General features: G+C 68.6%; 15 protein-coding genes and 1 riboswitch. Of the genes, 7 read left to right on the top strand and 8 right to left on the bottom strand.

Annotated features, from left to right (window positions below):
- Positions 1 to 35 precede the first annotated feature (35 nt).
- Positions 36 to 1619: an aminopeptidase P family protein gene (locus C8D78_RS05235; RefSeq protein WP_120950887.1), complete on the bottom strand. Its 1584-nt coding sequence runs from the start codon at positions 1617 to 1619 to the stop codon at positions 36 to 38.
- A gap of 113 nt (positions 1620 to 1732) precedes the next feature.
- On the opposite strand from C8D78_RS05235, the gene C8D78_RS05230 reads away from it, so the two are divergent.
- Positions 1733 to 2578 (top strand): PHP domain-containing protein, encoded by an 846-nt coding sequence (locus tag C8D78_RS05230; protein WP_120950885.1) that lies wholly within the window; start codon positions 1733 to 1735, stop codon positions 2576 to 2578.
- A 10-nt stretch (positions 2579 to 2588) separates the two neighbouring features.
- On the opposite strand, the gene C8D78_RS05225 is transcribed toward C8D78_RS05230, so the two are convergent.
- The 3 genes from C8D78_RS05225 to C8D78_RS05215 all read right to left on the bottom strand — a co-directional run bounded on the left by C8D78_RS05225 (position 2589) and on the right by C8D78_RS05215 (position 7051).
- A complete protein-coding gene (locus tag C8D78_RS05225; RefSeq protein ID WP_120950883.1) occupies positions 2589 to 3461 on the bottom strand; it encodes a DNA-methyltransferase in 873 nt (290 codons plus the stop codon).
- A gap of 8 nt (positions 3462 to 3469) precedes the next feature.
- Positions 3470 to 5233, bottom strand: a complete 1764-nt coding sequence (locus C8D78_RS05220) for a DEAD/DEAH box helicase (RefSeq protein ID WP_120950881.1) — start codon at positions 5231 to 5233, stop codon at positions 3470 to 3472.
- 306 nt (positions 5234 to 5539) lie between these two features.
- On the bottom strand, positions 5540 to 7051 hold the full coding sequence (locus C8D78_RS05215) for an RNB domain-containing ribonuclease (RefSeq protein ID WP_120950879.1): 1512 nt from the start codon (positions 7049 to 7051) through the stop codon (positions 5540 to 5542).
- Positions 7052 to 7092: 41 nt separating this feature from the next.
- On the opposite strand from C8D78_RS05215, the gene C8D78_RS05210 reads away from it, so the two are divergent.
- Entirely contained in the window at positions 7093 to 7764 is a 672-nt protein-coding gene (locus C8D78_RS05210; RefSeq protein WP_120950877.1) for a ferritin-like fold-containing protein, read from the top strand.
- 28 nt (positions 7765 to 7792) lie between these two features.
- Here the strand turns inward: C8D78_RS05210 and thiE are convergent, their stop codons facing one another.
- Positions 7793 to 8494 carry a thiamine phosphate synthase gene (gene thiE / locus C8D78_RS05205; RefSeq protein WP_120950875.1) on the bottom strand — a complete coding sequence of 234 codons (702 nt, stop codon included), beginning with the start codon at positions 8492 to 8494 and terminating at the stop codon, positions 7793 to 7795.
- A gap of 26 nt (positions 8495 to 8520) precedes the next feature.
- Positions 8521 to 8641, top strand: a riboswitch (TPP riboswitch).
- Between thiE and thiO the strand changes: the two genes are divergently transcribed.
- The 3 genes from thiO (at position 8635) to C8D78_RS05190 (ending at position 11080) form a co-directional block, all read left to right on the top strand.
- Complete coding sequence (gene thiO, locus C8D78_RS05200) at positions 8635 to 10014, top strand: glycine oxidase ThiO (RefSeq protein WP_120950873.1); 1380 nt, start codon at positions 8635 to 8637, stop codon at positions 10012 to 10014. It overlaps the preceding riboswitch by 7 nt.
- Positions 10011 to 10247 carry a sulfur carrier protein ThiS gene (gene thiS, locus C8D78_RS05195; RefSeq protein ID WP_120950871.1) on the top strand — a complete coding sequence of 79 codons (237 nt, stop codon included), beginning with the start codon at positions 10011 to 10013 and terminating at the stop codon, positions 10245 to 10247. Before thiO ends, thiS begins: the two co-directional genes overlap by 4 nt.
- A 5-nt stretch (positions 10248 to 10252) precedes the next feature.
- Positions 10253 to 11080 (top strand): thiazole synthase, encoded by an 828-nt coding sequence (locus C8D78_RS05190; protein WP_279629520.1) that lies wholly within the window; start codon positions 10253 to 10255, stop codon positions 11078 to 11080.
- 268 nt (positions 11081 to 11348) lie between these two features.
- Here C8D78_RS05190 and C8D78_RS05185 read toward each other — a convergent pair whose 3' ends face one another.
- The 3 genes from C8D78_RS05185 to C8D78_RS05175 form a co-directional block, all read right to left on the bottom strand.
- Positions 11349 to 11651: a hypothetical protein gene (locus C8D78_RS05185; RefSeq protein WP_120950869.1), complete on the bottom strand. Its 303-nt coding sequence runs from the start codon at positions 11649 to 11651 to the stop codon at positions 11349 to 11351.
- 20 nt (positions 11652 to 11671) lie between these two features.
- On the bottom strand, positions 11672 to 11896 hold the full coding sequence (locus C8D78_RS05180; RefSeq protein ID WP_120951722.1) for a DUF3107 domain-containing protein: 225 nt from the start codon (positions 11894 to 11896) through the stop codon (positions 11672 to 11674).
- A gap of 61 nt (positions 11897 to 11957) precedes the next feature.
- Complete coding sequence (locus tag C8D78_RS05175) at positions 11958 to 12605, bottom strand: TetR/AcrR family transcriptional regulator (protein WP_120950867.1); 648 nt, start codon at positions 12603 to 12605, stop codon at positions 11958 to 11960.
- Between the two features lie 154 nt (positions 12606 to 12759).
- Here C8D78_RS05175 and moeB point away from each other — a divergent pair, with 154 nt between their 5' ends.
- Positions 12760 to 13983 carry a molybdopterin-synthase adenylyltransferase MoeB gene (moeB, locus tag C8D78_RS05170; protein WP_120950865.1) on the top strand — a complete coding sequence of 408 codons (1224 nt, stop codon included), beginning with the start codon at positions 12760 to 12762 and terminating at the stop codon, positions 13981 to 13983.
- Between the two features lie 98 nt (positions 13984 to 14081).
- Entirely contained in the window at positions 14082 to 15104 is a 1023-nt protein-coding gene (locus C8D78_RS05165; RefSeq protein WP_120950863.1) for an SDR family NAD(P)-dependent oxidoreductase, read from the top strand.
- Positions 15105 to 15142: the final 38 nt, after the last annotated feature.

Genomic DNA, 15142 nt, shown 5'->3' with positions numbered 1-15142 from the left:
CGGCTGGCCGGCGGGAGCATCAGGCGGGCAGGATGCTACGGCGTCTGGCCGTCAACTTCCAGGTAGATGCCCGCCATCCAGGACTCGACGTCGTCCGCCTTGCGCGGCAATGCGGCGCTGAGGTTGACCGGGCCGTCGGCCGTCATGAGGATGTCATCCTCGATCCGGACGCCGATGCCGCGGTATTCCTCGGGAATGCCGATGTCCTCGTTCTTGAAGTACAGGCCGGGCTCAATGGTGAACACCATCCCGGGCGTCAGGACGCCGTCGAGGTAGAGCTCCCGCTTCGCCTGGGCACAGTCGTGGACGTCCAGGCCCAGGTGGTGGCTGGTGCCGTGCGGCATCCAGCGGCGGTGCTGCTGGCCTTCGGGGCTGACCGCCTCCGCGACGGAGACGGGCAGGAGGCCCCACTCGGCGAGCCGTTCGGCCAGCACGGTGGTGGCCGCGGTGTGGATGTCGCGGAACTTGGTGCCCGGCCGGGCGGCGGCAAAACCGGCGTCGGCGGCGTCGAGGACTGCCTCGTAGACCTTGCGCTGGATCTCGGAGTACTTGCCGTTGGCCGGCAGGGTCCGGGTCACGTCGGCCGTGTACAGGGAGTCGGCCTCGACTCCCGCATCCAGGAGCAGCAGCTCGCCAGCGTTGACCTTGCCGGTGTTCCGGGTCCAGTGCAGCACGGTGGCGTTGTTGCCTGAGGCGGCGATGGTGTCATAGCCGAGCTCGTTGCCTTCCTCGCGGGCCCGGGCGAAGAACGCCCCCTCCACCACGCGTTCGCCGCGGTGGTGGGTCAGCGCCCGCGGGATGGCCTTGACGACCTCCTTGAAGCCGGCCACGGTGGCGGCGACGGCGATCTTCATCTGCTCGATTTCCCACTCGTCCTTGAGCAAGCGCAGTTCGGAGAGGGCCTCGGTGAGCTTCTCGTCCAGGGCATCGAGGACGCTCAGGTCCAAGTTGTCGGGGTCTTTGGCCGTGTTGTAGCGGGCGGTGTCGACGAGGGCGTCAATGTTCTCGTCAACCTTGCGGACCAGCCTGACGGAGATACCGCCGATCTCCGGCGCGCCGACATTTTTGGTGATCGCGAGTTCGAGTTCGGCAATGTCCGCCGTGTCCAGTCCGAGCCTGGCTTTGAATTCTGCCAGGCTGGGGCGGGCACCGATCCAGAATTCGCCGGAGCGGGAATCGGCGTAGAACTGCTCGGTGTCGCGGCCGGCCAGGGGATGGAAGTAGAGCGTGGCGCGGTGGTTGCCGCCGTCGTCGCCCGTACCCTCCGCCACCGGCTCCAGGATCAGGACCGCGTCAGGTTCGTGGTCCACGCCGAGGCCGGTGAGGTGGGCAAACGCCGAGTGCGGCCGGAAGCGGTAATCGCAGTCGTTCGAGCGGACCTTCAGCGGGCCTGCAGGGATGACCAGGCGTTCACCTTTGAACTGGCCTGAAATAGCCCGGCGCCGGGCGGCGGCGTGGCCCGCGACGGCTTCGCGTTCGGGGACGTGTTGCGTGGCCGGAGCCCAGTTGCCGGCCATAAAGGCCTTGAAGGCATCGGAGCTGGGCCGCTGCGAGCGGTTGTTGACGCGCTCTTCGAGGGGCTGGGAAGCGGAGACTTGGGTGTTATCTGCATCGTTCACCGTCCCATAGTCTCACCAGCGCCGAGGCTTAGGCCAACGGCGCGCGCCCCGCCACGGGCACCAGCCCTTACGGCAGCACGGCTGTGGATCCGGCCATCTACTAGGCTGGTGGGGTGAGGATAGACCTGCATGCGCACTCGAACGTTTCCGACGGCACCCAGGCGCCGGCTGACGTCATTGAGTCCGCCGCAGGCGCCGGGCTGGATGTCATCGCCCTGACCGATCACGACTCCACGGCCGGATGGGACGAGGCCGCCGCCGCTGCCCGGAAGACGGGAGTCGCCCTGGTCCCTGGCATGGAGATCTCCTGCCGGACCGCGGAAGGCATCAGCGTCCACCTCCTGAGCTACCTCCATGACCCCGCGCATCCGGGGCTGCTGGAGGAAATCACGAAATCCAAGGATGCCCGGCACGCGCGGGCGCAAAGAATGGTCACCCTGCTGGCCGAGGACTACCCGCTGACGTGGGACGACGTGATTCACCACGTGGCTCCGGGCGCTACCCTCGGCCGCCCGCACATCGCCGACGCGCTTGTTGCCGCCGGTGTGGTGGAGGACCGGGCCGAGGCCTTCGGCTCCATCCTCACCTCACGTTCGCGCTACTGGGTCCAGCACTACGCGCCGGAGCCGGCGCTCGCCGTCGAACTGGTCCGCGCCGCCGGCGGCGTGCCGGTTTTTGCGCACCCCGTTGCCTCCGCCCGCGGGCGGATCGTGGGGGAGGAGACCTACCGGGAGATGGTCGACGCCGGGCTGGCCGGCCTGGAAATCTACCACCGCGACAACCCCGAGGAAGGCCGGAGGTTTCTCCGCCGCATCGCCAAACAATACGGCCTGCTGGTCACCGGGTCCTCCGACTATCACGGCGCCGGGAAGCCGAACCTGCTGGGGGAAAACCTGACCACGCCCGAAGTCCTGGCCCGGATCGAGGAAATGGGCACCGGTTCGTCCGTGGTGCGCTGACCCGGCAGGGTCAGGCCGGCGGGAAGGAAGTGAACTGGGCTTGCACGGCCAGGCGTTTGGTCATGACGTCGACGGCGGCCTGGTTCTGGTCCACGCACACGAACCTGCGGTCGAGTTTCGCGGCCACGGCGCCGAGCGTGCCTGAGCCGGCGAAGAAGTCCAGGCACCAGTCGCCGGGCCGGCTCGAGGCCGCCACGACCCGCCGGATGAGGCCCTCCGGCTTCTGCGTCGGATAGCCGGTCTTTTCCTTACCCGTAGGTGAGACGATCGTGTGCCACCAGACGTCCGTCGGGAGCTTGCCGAGCTCACGCTTGGCAGGAGTGACCAGCCCGGGGGCCATGTACGGCTCACGGTCCACCTCGGCGCTGTCGAAGTGGTATTTCGCCGGGTTCTTGACGTAGACAAGGATGTTGTCGTGCTTGGTGGGCCAGCGGTACTTCGCGCGTGCGCCATAGTCGTAGGCCCAGATGATCTCGTTCAGGAAGCATTCCCGGCCGAAGATCGCGTCCAGCATGACCTTCGCGTAGTGCACCTCGCGGTAGTCCAGGTGCAGGTACAGGGTCCCGTCGTCCGCCAGCAAACGCCAGGCCTCCACAAGCCGGGGCTCGAGGAAGGACCAGTAGTCGCTGAAGGCGTCGTCGTAGCTGTGCAGGGCGCCCTTGATGGTGTCGTAGGACCGGCCCTTGAATCCGACCCGGTCACCCTCGCCGCCGGCATTGAGCACCATCTTGGTTTCCTGGCGCCGCTGGACCCGTCCGGTGTTGAAGGGCGGATCCACATAAATCAGTGTGAAGGCGCCGTCCGGCAGCGTGGGGAGATAGTCCGCGTTGTCCGCGTGTACCACCAGGTTGCTGCCGTCCGGCGCCCAGACGGTGTCAGTCATGGAGGGGATTAGGCCTCTGCGCCGCGCGGCTGTGCGTCGCCGCCGGCCACCACTTCGCCGTTGTGGCGGCGGGTGCGGGTGCGGCGGCGCGCACGGGTCGCCCGGTCCACCTCGGTCGGAGCGCTGGCCGAAGCCGCCCGCGCCGACGCGGCCGACACGGGGGCCTGGGCCGAAGCCTCAGCAGGGGCGGCGGCGGAGTCCGTGGCGGTCGAACGGCGACGGCGCGAAGCCGGGCGTCCTCCGGTTTCGCCGGCACCGGAACCGCCGCTGCGGCTGTTCTCGCGGCTGGAGGTACGGTTGCCCTCGCGGGCGCCGTCGCGGCTGGCGGTGCGGCTGCCCTCGCGGGCACCGGTACGGCCGCTGTCCTTTGCGCTGCTGCGGGTGTTCTTCTTGCCGGTCTCGCCGAGGTCTTCGAGGACCTCAGCATCGACGCCGGCCAGCACACGCTTGTCGCGGGGGAGCCGGCCCTTGGTGCCCTCGGGGATATCAAGTTCCTCGAACAGGTGCGGCGAGGAGGAGTAGGTCTCCACGGGCTCCGGGTAGCTCAGGCCCAGGGCCTTGTTGATGAGGCCCCAGCGCGGCATGTCGTCCCAGTCGACAAAGGTCACGGCCGTGCCCTTGTTGCCGGCGCGGCCGGTGCGGCCGACGCGGTGCAGGTAGATCTTTTCGTCCTCGACGCACTGGTAGTTGATCACGTGCGTGACGTCGTCGACGTCGATGCCGCGGGCGGCGACGTCGGTGGCCACGAGGACGTCCACCTTGTTGTTGCGGAAGGCGCGCAGCGCCTGCTCGCGGGCGCCCTGGCCGAGGTCACCGTGGATGGCGGCCGCGGCGAAACCGCGGTCCACCAGTTCCTCGGCCACCTTCGCGGCGGTGCGCTTGGTCTTGGTGAAAATGATGGTGCGGCCGCGTCCGCGGGCCTGCAGGATGCGGGCGACGACCTCGACCTTGTCCATGCTGTGGGCGCGGTAGATCAGCTGGCGGATGTCGCGCTTGGTCAGGCCCTCGTCGTCCGGGTCCGCGGCGCGGATGTGGGTCGGCTGGGTCATGTAGCGGCGGGCCATGGCGATGACCGGGCCGGGCATGGTGGCCGAGAAGAGAAGCGTCTGGCGCACCGCGGGGGTACCGGCGATCAGGGTTTCGACGTCCGGCAGGAACCCGAGGTCCAGCATCTCGTCGGCCTCGTCGAGGATGACGATCTTGACGTTCTTCAGGCTCAGGTGCTTCTGCTTGTAGAGGTCTATCAGGCGGCCGGGAGTGCCGACGACGATCTCGACGCCGTTCTTCAGCGCCTCGACCTGCGGCTCGTAGGCGCGGCCACCGTAAATGGTGGCGATGCGGGCGTTGCGCTTCTTCGCGGCGTTCTCGAGGTCCTTGGCCACCTGGACGGCGAGTTCGCGCGTGGGCACGATCACCATGGCCTGCGGGGCGCCGGGAACGGCCAGCTTGTCGAAGCCTGCATCGTCACGGCCCACGACGCGCTGCAGCGCCGGAATGCCGAAACCGAGGGTTTTGCCCGTGCCGGTCTTGGCCTGGCCGATGATGTCGTGGCCGGCCAATGCGACCGGCAGCGTCATGGCCTGGATCGGGAACGGGTGGGTGATGCCGGCGTCGGCCAGGGACTCCACGATGTCGGCGCGGACGTTGAAGTCGGCAAAGGTCTTTTCGGCGATCTCGTGCGGCTTTTCGTCCGAAATGATCGTCTCTTCGGGCTCGATGGTCTCCGTGCCGGACTCATCGGTCAGAAGCTGGTGCGTGTGCAATTCACTCACAGGTGAGTTTCCTTATTCATTTTGGGCTGCGCTGCTTGCTCAACGGGGGCGGCCATAATGACCATTCCGGAGCACGCTCAGAGGCGCAAGCAATTCCAGTGGAAGCCGATCGCGGGCTATCTAAATGCTGGCACTGGGGACCAGCGGGTGTATCTCAAGATCGCGTAGGGGCGGGCTTGTTGAATTCGAAAATCATGGAAATCAACGACCGGGCATCCATTTCTACTTCTCCAGTCTAGCTGGCCGTGGCCCGGATCCTCGACTGGGGCCCCGATCGTGCCGCCGGGCCAGGGCCGCGGCGGATCCTCAGCCCACCAGCTCCAGCCGGATTTCGCGGGTGGCGATGTCCGAGGAAACCACCCGGACCCGGACCTGCGTCCCCGGTTCCAGCTCGCCGGGGCACCGCGCGGTCACGGCCGGCTCGGCGATCTGGACTATTCCGGACGGCCCGTTGCCGTTGCCGTTGGCCTTGCCGCCGTTCCCGTTGCCGTTGCCGGTGGGCTTGCCATTGGCAGCGGTGCCCTTCGCCGGCTTGGAGCCCGAGATGACCACCGCGTCGAACTCCTGGCCGACGTGGTTGACCAGGAGCGCCGCCTCCACGGTGTCCAGTGCCAGCCGCTCCAGCCGTGCGGCCATCTGGTCAGACGTGGCCATGATGGCCGGCAGGGAAGGCAGGGCCTCCCTGGCCCAGGCCGGAACTTCCGTTCCGCTGCTCAGGGCCTCGCAGATCACCAGTACGAAGCGGTCGACCAGCCGCCGCAGCGGCGCCGTCGAATGCGCGTAGGCGGCGCCAATGGCGGACTGGGCGGCGGCCTGCGGCACGGTGCCGTCGAAGGTCGTGTAACCGGCGCCGCGGAAAAGCATGCCGGCGGAATGCACAATGGCCAGCTGCCGCGGGTCGGTGGGATCAAGCGTCCGCAAATATTCGCCGTACCGCATCTCGCCGTCCCAGGGCTTGCCGAGGGCGTGGGTCTGGCGGTGGAAGTGCCGCAGCGACGCCTCGTCCGGTGCCGGCATGGTGCGCAGGATGCCGACCTTGCCGCGGAGCATCAGTGCGGCGGCCGCCATCCCGGTCATGAGCGAAATCTGGGCGTTCCAGTCCTCCACCGGAAGCGGCGGGGCCGCCACGATCCGGTAGCCGCCGTCGGGCAGTTGCTGGATCTCCTGCTCGGGCATGTTCAGGCTCGCCCCGCCGCGCCTGCGTTCCAGCTCCACCCGCTTGATGCCCACTTCTTTCAAGAGCTGCAGCACCGGCACCGCGGTGCCGGCGTCGAGCTCGGCCTGGACGCCCTTGTAGCTGAGCTTCGCGCGGCTGCGGACCTGCGCCCGGCGAACCAGCACCGAGGTCACCTCGGCGGCGTCGTCGAGCTCGAACTCCCAGACGAAAGCCGCGCACAACTGCCCGGCGAGGAGGCTGCCGGCGGCCTCGCTGATGATCTCCGGATGCAGCGGGATCCGCCCGTCCGGCGTATAGAAGGTCTGGCCGCGGCGCCGGGTCTCGGCGTCGAGCGCCCCGCCCGGAGCGACGAACGACGGGACGTCGGCAATGGCGTAGTACACCTTGTAGCCCTCGCCGCTGCGCTCGATGGACAGGGCCTGGTCGAGGTCGGTGGACGACGCGGGATCGATGGTCACGAACTCGACATGCGTGAAGTCCAGGTCCGGCAGCTTGTGTTCGGCCACCGCAGCCTCCGCGTCTCGCAGCACATCTTCGGGGAACGGACCGGGGAGTTCCAGCGTGGTTCGCAGCGCCTTGAGAGCCTCGGCAAGCTGGTTTTGCTGCTCGTGAACGCTCGGGGTCAGGCGATGATGTGACACGAAAATCAGGTTAGCCCGATTTCCGCGATTAGTCTTGGAATATGAGCGCAAGCCCGGGCGATCCCGCCCGCTACAACAGCTTCCTGACGGATCTGCTGGGGGTCATGGCCTACGGCGAGCTTTCGGCCTTCGAACGGCTGTCCTCTGATGCCCGATATTCGCCCACGCTGCACGACCGTGCGGTGCTGGGCAGGCTCGCCGTGGCCGAGTTCCAGCACTACGAACTCGTCCGGGACCGGCTTGAGGGCATGGGCATGGACACCGAGGCCGCCATGCTGCCGTTTCAGCCCTCCGTGGACCACTTCCACGAGCGGACGCGCCCGGCGGACTGGTACGAATCCCTCATGAAGGCCTACGTGATCGATACCGTTTCCGCGGACTTCTACCGCGCCGTCGCCCGGTACGTCGACGCCGGAACCAGGGAACTGATCGGTCAGGTTCAGTCTGCCGACGCCGCCACCACGGTCTTGCAGGAACGGCTCAAGGCGGCCCTGTCCGATGACCCCCGGCTGGCGTCACGGCTGGCGCTGTGGGCCAGGCGCTTGCTGGGCGAGGCCCTGAGCCAGGCCCAGCGGGTCAGCCTGGAGCACGAACTCCTCGGCGGCCTGTCCGGCCTGGACGACGCCGGCGCCAGGGAGCTGGTCCGTGCCCTGACGGTCGAGCTCGCGGCGAACCACGCGCGCCGGATGGCGCAACTGGGGCTGCCCGGCTAGGTTCGCCGCCGGGCAGCCCGCCCGGGAATCAGCGGGCGTCCAGGGCCGCCAGCAGTGCGGCGGCGGCGTGGGCCGGATCATCGGCGTCGGTGATGGCCCGGACCACGACGATCCGCCGGGCACCGGCGTCGACCACCTGCTCCACATTGCCGAGATCGATCCCGCCGATCGCGAACCACGGCAGCAAGCTTCCTGCCGGGCCGTCCGCGTTGCCGGTGCCTTCCGCGTCCGCCCCGCCGGTTGCCCGGGCGGCGTAACGCACCAGGTCGAGGCCGACGGCGGCCCGTCCCGGCTTCGTGGGAGTCGCCCACACGGGGCCCACGCAGAAGTAGTCGAGTCCCTTCCGGCCAGGCGAGGACGCAATGGCGGCGTCCACCTGCTCCGGGCTGTGGGTGGACAGCCCGATCACGGTGTCCTTGCCGAGGAAGCCGCGGGCGGCGTCCAGCGAAATGTCCTTCTGCCCGATATGGAACACCGGCGCCCCGGACAGGGATCCGATGTCCGCCCGGTCGTTGACGGCCCAGAGCCGGCCGTGGCGCTGCGCCGCGGCCTGCAGGACCTCGAGGAGTTCCAGTTCCTCGGTTGCTTCGAGTGACTTGTCGCGCAGCTGGATGATGTCCACCCCGCCGGCGAACGCGGCGTCCACGAAGTCCGCGAAGTCGCCGCGGTCCCGGCGGGCGTCGGTGCACAAGTAGAGGCGGGCAGTGGTGTGGAGGGAGTCCTGGCTCATGAGAGAAGCCTAGTTCCTCTAAACTGGGCCCATACCGCGGGAGCCCGCAGCGGCCATGCCACCGCTGCCCGGCTGAGAGGGCGTCAGAGCCGACCGCTTGACCTGATCCGGCTAGTACCGGCGTAGGGAAGGAATTTTTCATGGGCACAGCAGCAGGCCGTGAAGCCGAAGCCGCAGATGACGCCGCTTCCAGGGATTGTGACACCGGGCCCGGCACCGCAGCCGGCCCCGCAGCCGGCCCCGCAGCCGGCCCCGCTGCGGGGCCGCGGGGACGGCACAGCGCCGCAGGGGACAGCACAGTAGGGGACTTCGCCGCTGACGTTGCCGTGATCGGCGGCGGGGTGATCGGCCATGGCATCGCCTTTGAGGCCAGCCGCGCGGGCCGGTCCGTGATTGTGATCGATGACGCGCCCGGCAGCGGAGCCAGCTGGGCCGCGGCCGGCATGCTCGCCCCGGTCAGCGAACTCCACTACCAGGAAGAACAGCTCCTCGAACTGATGCTGGAGTCCTCCCGGCTGTGGCCCGGGTTCGCGGCCGGGATCGAGGCCGGTGCCGCCGGGGAAGCAGCCGGGGCCGATACCGGTTATTTGACGACGCCGACGCTCGCCGTCGGGGCGGACGCGGCGGACCGGCGCGCGCTCGCGGACCTGCGCGAAGTCCAGCAGTCCTGCGGCCTCAGCGTGGAACCGCTGGCCGTGCGCGAGGCACGCGGCCGGGAGCCCCTGCTGAGCCCCGGCATCTCCTGTGCCTTCGACATCCCGGCCGACCACCAGGTGGACCCCCGCCGGCTGCTCGCGCGCCTCGCCGAGCTGCTCGAGGCAGACGGGCGCAGCAGCTTCGTCCGGCGCCGCGCGGCGGGACTGCTCTGGGAAGACGGCCGCGTTGCCGGGGTCCGGCTGGAGGGCGGCGGTGCCGTGCGGGCCGCGGAAACCGTGGTGGCCAACGGGCTCGGCGCGGCCGGGCTCGGCGGACTGCCCGCCGGACTCGTCCTGCCCCTGCGGCCGGTCTACGGCGACATCCTGCGGCTCCGCGTGCCCGCGCACCTGCAGCCACTGCTCACGGCCACCGTGCGGGGCATGGTGCGCGGGGTGCCCGTGTACATCGTCCCCCGGCAGGACGGCACCGTGGTGATCGGAGCCACCCAGCGCGAGGACGGCCCCTCGGATCCCCATGCCGTCTCTGCCGGCGGCGTCTACCAGCTGCTGAGGGACGCGCAGCTGCTGGTGCCCGCGGTGGCCGAACTGGAGCTGCTCGAAGCCACGGCGCGGGCGCGCCCGGGAACGCCGGACAACGCTCCGTTGCTCGGACGCGTCCCGGGGCCGGACGGCGGGGACCTCCCTGGACTCATCATCGCCACGGGCTTCTTCCGGCACGGCGTCCTGCTGACCCCCGCGGCCGCCGTCGTCTGCCGGCAGCTCATGGACGGAACGGCGGACCCGCGCTGGGCCGGTTTCCGCCCCGACCGTTTTTCCCGTATCCCGGATACGTCCGGGGACAGCCCCAACAAGGAAGCAGCATGAACATCAGACTGAACGGATCGGAGCAGACCGTCGCCGACGGCGCCTCCGTCAGCACCCTCGTCAGCCAGCTCACGGGCCGGAACATCGGTCCGGACGGCCGGGCGGCCGACGGGCAGAAGCTCGGCGTCGCGGTGGCCCGCAATGCGGAGGTGGTGCCACGAAGCCAGTGGCACGCCACGGCGCTCGCCGACGGCGACGACGTCGAACTTGTCACGGCAGTCCAGGGAGGATGACCAGCATGAATGAGACAACCATCGCGGGAACAGCGGCGGTTCCGGCTGTATCAGCCGCCGTGGCCGATCCGTTCGTGGTCGACGGCGTAACGCTCGGCTCCCGCCTGATCATGGGCACCGGCGGCGCGCCGAGCCTCGACGGGTTGGGCGCCGCTCTCGTGGCCTCGGGGACGGAACTGACCACCGTGGCGATGCGCCGCTATTCGCCCGCGGAGACGGGCTCGCTGTTCCAGCTGCTCGTGGACCATCACATCCGGGTGCTGCCCAACACAGCCGGCTGCTTCACCGCCAAGGACGCCGTCCTCACCGCCGAACTGGCCCGGGAGGCCTTGGAAACGGACTGGGTCAAGCTGGAGGTCATTGCCGACGAGCACACCCTGCTGCCGGACGCGGTGGAGCTCGTGGACGCCACAGAGCAGCTCGTGGCCCGCGGTTTCAAGGTTTTCGCCTACACCAACGACGACCCCGTACTTGCCCTCCGCCTGGAAAACCTCGGCGCAACGGCTGTCATGCCGCTGGGTGCTCCGATCGGCACCGGCCTGGGCATCCTGAACCCGCACAACATCGAGCTGATCGTCTCGCGGGCGTCCGTGCCCGTGGTTCTGGATGCAGGGATCGGCACGGCCTCCGACGCGGCCCTTGCCATGGAACTCGGCTGCGATGCCGTGCTGTTGGCCACGGCCGTGACCCGGGCCCAGAACCCCGCACTCATGGGGGAAGCCTTCAAACACGCCGTCATCGCAGGCCGGCTGGCGAAAGCGGCCGGCAGGATCCCGCGGCGCGAGCACGCGCTGGCGTCATCGGCCATGGAAGGCCGCGCCGAGTTCCTCTAAACGGGCGCGCCTAAGCGGGCGCGCCCGACGCCGGGCCGGACGGCGGCCCGGACGGCGGGACCGACCCGGCCCGGCGTCGTCCCAGGTCGGCAAAAGGGCCCTAAGGCACGTTCCGACCGGTCGCGGGCCCGCAACGAACCGTGACCACGCACCCTGTTGGGCGCGTGGTCACGGATGAATTGGTACCGGCGGGGGACTGCGTGGCGGGACGGGCGGCGACCGGACCTCCCGACGCGGATCCCGTGCTGCCGCTGCTTGCAGGCGTCCGTTAGAGCTTCAGGATGGCGGTCAGCCGGTCAGTGTCGTGCCGGGTGCGGACCTTGCCGAGGTACACGGCAGCGGCAATGGAGGCCGCAGTGCCCAGAATCATCGGCAGGATCCAAGGGATCCAGGTAAGGCCCGGCTGGTAGCCGAACCCGGCCGCCATGAAGATAATCCAGCTGAGCATGCCGACCGCGGCCGCGACGGCCGCCGGGACGCTGATGCCGTATTTCGTGTGCCGCTTGTCATTGGCCCACACCACGAAGCCCGCAGCAATGGTCACCATGGCGACCACAATCAGGGAAAGCATTCCGGACACCTCGAGCCGGGCTACAGCGCGCCGAAACCGACGCGGCGGGCCTCTTCTGCACCGATTTCCACGTAGCCCAGGACGTTCGCGGGGACGATCACCAGACGGCCCTTGTCGTCCTTCAGCCGCAGTTCGCCGCCCTTAGCGATCGCGTCGCCCACCACCTTGGCGACCGCTTCAGCGTCCTGCGCCGATTCGAGCACAATTTCGCGGCCGATGTTCTGAATGCCAATCTTTACTTCCACTGCAGGGCCTCCCAGCCAGTCAACGTCCAATAAAAGTCCAAGGTCAATCTCTATTTGTAGCCTAGGTTTCCTTGGGGAAGCGGGAGATTCCGCGCCAAGCTAAACGGTAGATGAGATCGCTGGCCACATCGAGATCCAGGTTTCCGTCCGTTTCCAGCCAGTACCGGGCGCTCACCTGGGCCAAGCCGGCCAGTCCCCGGCCCAGCAGCTGGGCCTCCAGCTCCGGCAGCTTGGTGTCCTCGGCGATGACGCGGGCGACGGCGTCGGCAAAGGTCTTGTTGAACGTTTCCAGCCGCGCGCTGACGTCGGGGTCGTTGATCAGGTCGGATTCGAAGACGAGCCGGTGCGCCTGGTCGTCGTGGGCGATGAAGCGGAAATAAGCGCGCATCACCGCCTGGACGCGTTCGTCATTGTCGCTGGTGGAATTCAGGGCGCCCAGGAGGAGGTCGATCAGCTTGCTCAGATGGCTGTCCAGCAGGGCCAGGTAGAGGTCCCGCTTGGACGGGAAGTGCTGGTACAGCACCGGCTTGCTGACATGGGCCGTCTCGGCGATCTCGTCCATGGCGGCGCCGTGGTAGCCGTTCGCCACGAACACTTCCTGCGCGGCCGCCAGCAGCTGAGCCCGGCGCTCGTCACGGGGGAGCCGTGCCGAACGCTGTCCGCTCCGCGCCTGCCCGGCCGGCGGCTTGCCGGTCTCGTCCCGCTCCACCGGTGCCTGATGAACCACTGTCGGCCTTCTTTCCCTATTCACCCAAGTGCGCGCAGCGCGACTGAACCCTATTTGCACTCAACTACTCTGCACTCAACCACACTTTACGCGCGGGTAATATGACCTGGTGGTATCTTCGGGCATAGATTGAAGTATGGCTTCCAAGTTCACCGCCAACGGTGCCCCCGCAACCGCCCGGACGCAGCTGGATCCGCGGCCCGGTCCGCTGGTTGACCCGGCAGCGGATCTCAGCCCGGAGGAGGTGGAGCGCTACTCGCGCCACCTGATTATTCCGGAAATCGGGGCGATCGGTCAGCGCCGCCTCAAGAACGCGAAGGTTCTGGTGATTGGGGCCGGCGGCCTTGGTTCTCCGGCCCTCCTCTACCTCGCCGCCGCCGGAGTGGGTACCCTCGGCATAGTCGACGACGACGACGTCGACCTGAGCAATCTTCAGCGGCAGATCATCCATGGTGTCGCGGACGTGGGCAGGCCCAAGATCGAATCCGCACGCGATGCAATCGCCGCCCTGAACCCGCTCGTGAACGTCCGGCTCCACAATGTCCGCCTCGACGCGTCCAACGCTTTGGACCTTTTCGCCGGCTACGACCTCATTCTCGACGGAGCGGACAACTTTGCCACCCGCTACCTCGTCAACGATGCCGCCGCCATTCTGGGAAAGCCTTACGTCTGGGGGTCGATCTTCCGCTTCGACGGCCAGGTGAGCGTTTTCTGGGAAACGCACGGCCCCACTTACCGGGACCTCTACCCGGAGGCGCCGCCGGCCGGGTCCGTGCCGTCCTGCGGGGAAGGCGGCGTGTTCGGCATGCTGTGTGCCGCCGTGGGATCGCTGATGGTGACCGAGGCGGTCAAGCTGATCACCGGCGTCGGGCGGTCACTCCTTGGCCGGCTGGCGCTCTACGACGCGCTGGGCGGCACCTGGCGGGAGATCAAGGTGGCCCGCGACCCTGCTGCCGCGCGCATCACGGAACTTACGGATTATGAGGCGTTCTGCGGGATCACGCCCACGGCGGAGGCCGGCACGGAGCACACCGTCACCGCGACCCAGCTCGCCACCATGCTGGCCTCCCGTAGCGCCGGTCTCAAGGACTTCCACCTGGTGGACGTGCGGGAGAGCGGCGAGCACGAGATCGTCCACATCGAAGGGTCGGTGCTGATCCCGCAGGGCCGCATCCTCGCGGGGGAAGCCTGGCAGGAACTGCCTCAGGACGCCGAGATCGTCTTCCACTGCAAGGCCGGGACACGGTCCGCCGCCGTCCTGTCAGCGGCCCGCGCTGCCGGTTACGAGCGCGTCAGCCACCTGGAAGGCGGCATCCTGGCCTGGGTGCGGGACGTGGAACCCGGCAAACCTGTGTACTGAAGCCGTCCCGCGGGTCACGCCGGCGGGACTTGAAGAACACCGAGCAGCACGCGAACAGCACGACCCGTGGAAGGCGCCCTCCATTGAAAGGCTTGGTCATGAACGAGGAATACACCCTGACGCCCCAGCGAAAGATCGGTTCCGGCTTCGGCCGGGACTCGACGGCGGCGGAGGTTATTACCGGCATCGACCTGAGCGGCAAGACCGCGATGGTCACGGGAGGCTACTCGGGGCTGGGCTTGGAAACCGTGCGGGCACTGGCGTCCGCCGGTGCAGCTGTGGTGGTGCCGGCCCGCCGGCCTGAGCATGCCCGCAGCGTCCTTGCCGCGGCGGGGCTGGCGCCGGGAACCCGCCTCGGCGATGTCAGCGTGGCCGAACTGGACCTTGCCGATCAGGCAAGCGTGAAGGAGTTCGCCACGAATTTCCTGGCCGGCGCGGCCCCAGGCACGCCGCGCGCCCTGGACATCCTGATCAACAACGCCGCCATTATGGCAAGCCCGGAGCAGCGGGTGGGCCCGGGCTGGGAGGCGCAGTTCGCCACGAACCACCTGGGCCATTTTGCCCTCACCAACCTGCTGTGGCCGGCGCTGGCGGCAGCGGGGGAAGCCCGGGTGGTCTCGCTGTCCTCCACCGGGCACAAGCTTTCCGGGATCCGCTTTGAGGACATCAACTTCGACGCCGGCTATGACAAGTGGCAGGCGTACGGCCAGGCCAAGACGGCCAACGCGCTCTTCGCGGTCCGGCTCGACGAGCTGGGCAAGGATGCCGGGGTGCGGGCCTTTGCCGTGCACCCCGGCGGCATCATGACCGAACTCCAGCGGCACCTGCCGCGGGAGGAAATGATCGCCGCGGGCTGGATGGACGAGCACGGCACTCCCGACTCCCGGTTCAAGACCCCCGCGCAGGGTGCTGCCACGTCGGTCTGGGCCGCGACGGCGCCGGCGCTCAAGGGCATGGGCGGCGTGTACTGCGAGGATTGCGATATCGCCGAGCCCACCGTGCCGGGTTCGCCCGAAGCGAGGATCAGGGGCGTGGATGCCCATGCGGTGGACCGGGAGGCGGCTGCACGGTTGTGGGAATTGTCCGCCGAGATGACCGGGATCAACGCTTTCGCCGGGTAGGCCGGGTGGGCCCGGGGGAGCCGCGGCCAGGGCCGAAG

It is taken from the genome of Arthrobacter oryzae (assembly GCF_003634095.1).
In the GTDB taxonomy this organism is placed as follows: Bacteria; Actinomycetota; Actinomycetes; order Actinomycetales; family Micrococcaceae; genus Arthrobacter; species Arthrobacter oryzae.
The sequence above is the reverse complement of the archived record's forward strand: the minus strand, read 5'-3'. Positions and strand labels throughout refer to the sequence as shown.

Coding starts and splice junctions, on each gene's coding strand:
- thiO (WP_120950873.1), top strand. CDS start 8,635: ATGGGCACAGCAGCAGGCCGTGAAGCCGAAGCCGCAGATGACGCCGCT.
- thiE (WP_120950875.1), bottom strand. CDS start 8,494: ATGAGCCAGGACTCCCTCCACACCACTGCCCGCCTCTACTTGTGCACC.
- C8D78_RS05190 (WP_279629520.1), top strand. CDS start 10,253: ATGAATGAGACAACCATCGCGGGAACAGCGGCGGTTCCGGCTGTATCA.
- C8D78_RS05165 (WP_120950863.1), top strand. CDS start 14,082: ATGAACGAGGAATACACCCTGACGCCCCAGCGAAAGATCGGTTCCGGC.
- C8D78_RS05185 (WP_120950869.1), bottom strand. CDS start 11,651: ATGCTTTCCCTGATTGTGGTCGCCATGGTGACCATTGCTGCGGGCTTC.
- moeB (WP_120950865.1), top strand. CDS start 12,760: ATGGCTTCCAAGTTCACCGCCAACGGTGCCCCCGCAACCGCCCGGACG.
- C8D78_RS05225 (WP_120950883.1), bottom strand. CDS start 3,461: ATGACTGACACCGTCTGGGCGCCGGACGGCAGCAACCTGGTGGTACAC.
- thiS (WP_120950871.1), top strand. CDS start 10,011: ATGAACATCAGACTGAACGGATCGGAGCAGACCGTCGCCGACGGCGCC.
- C8D78_RS05210 (WP_120950877.1), top strand. CDS start 7,093: ATGAGCGCAAGCCCGGGCGATCCCGCCCGCTACAACAGCTTCCTGACG.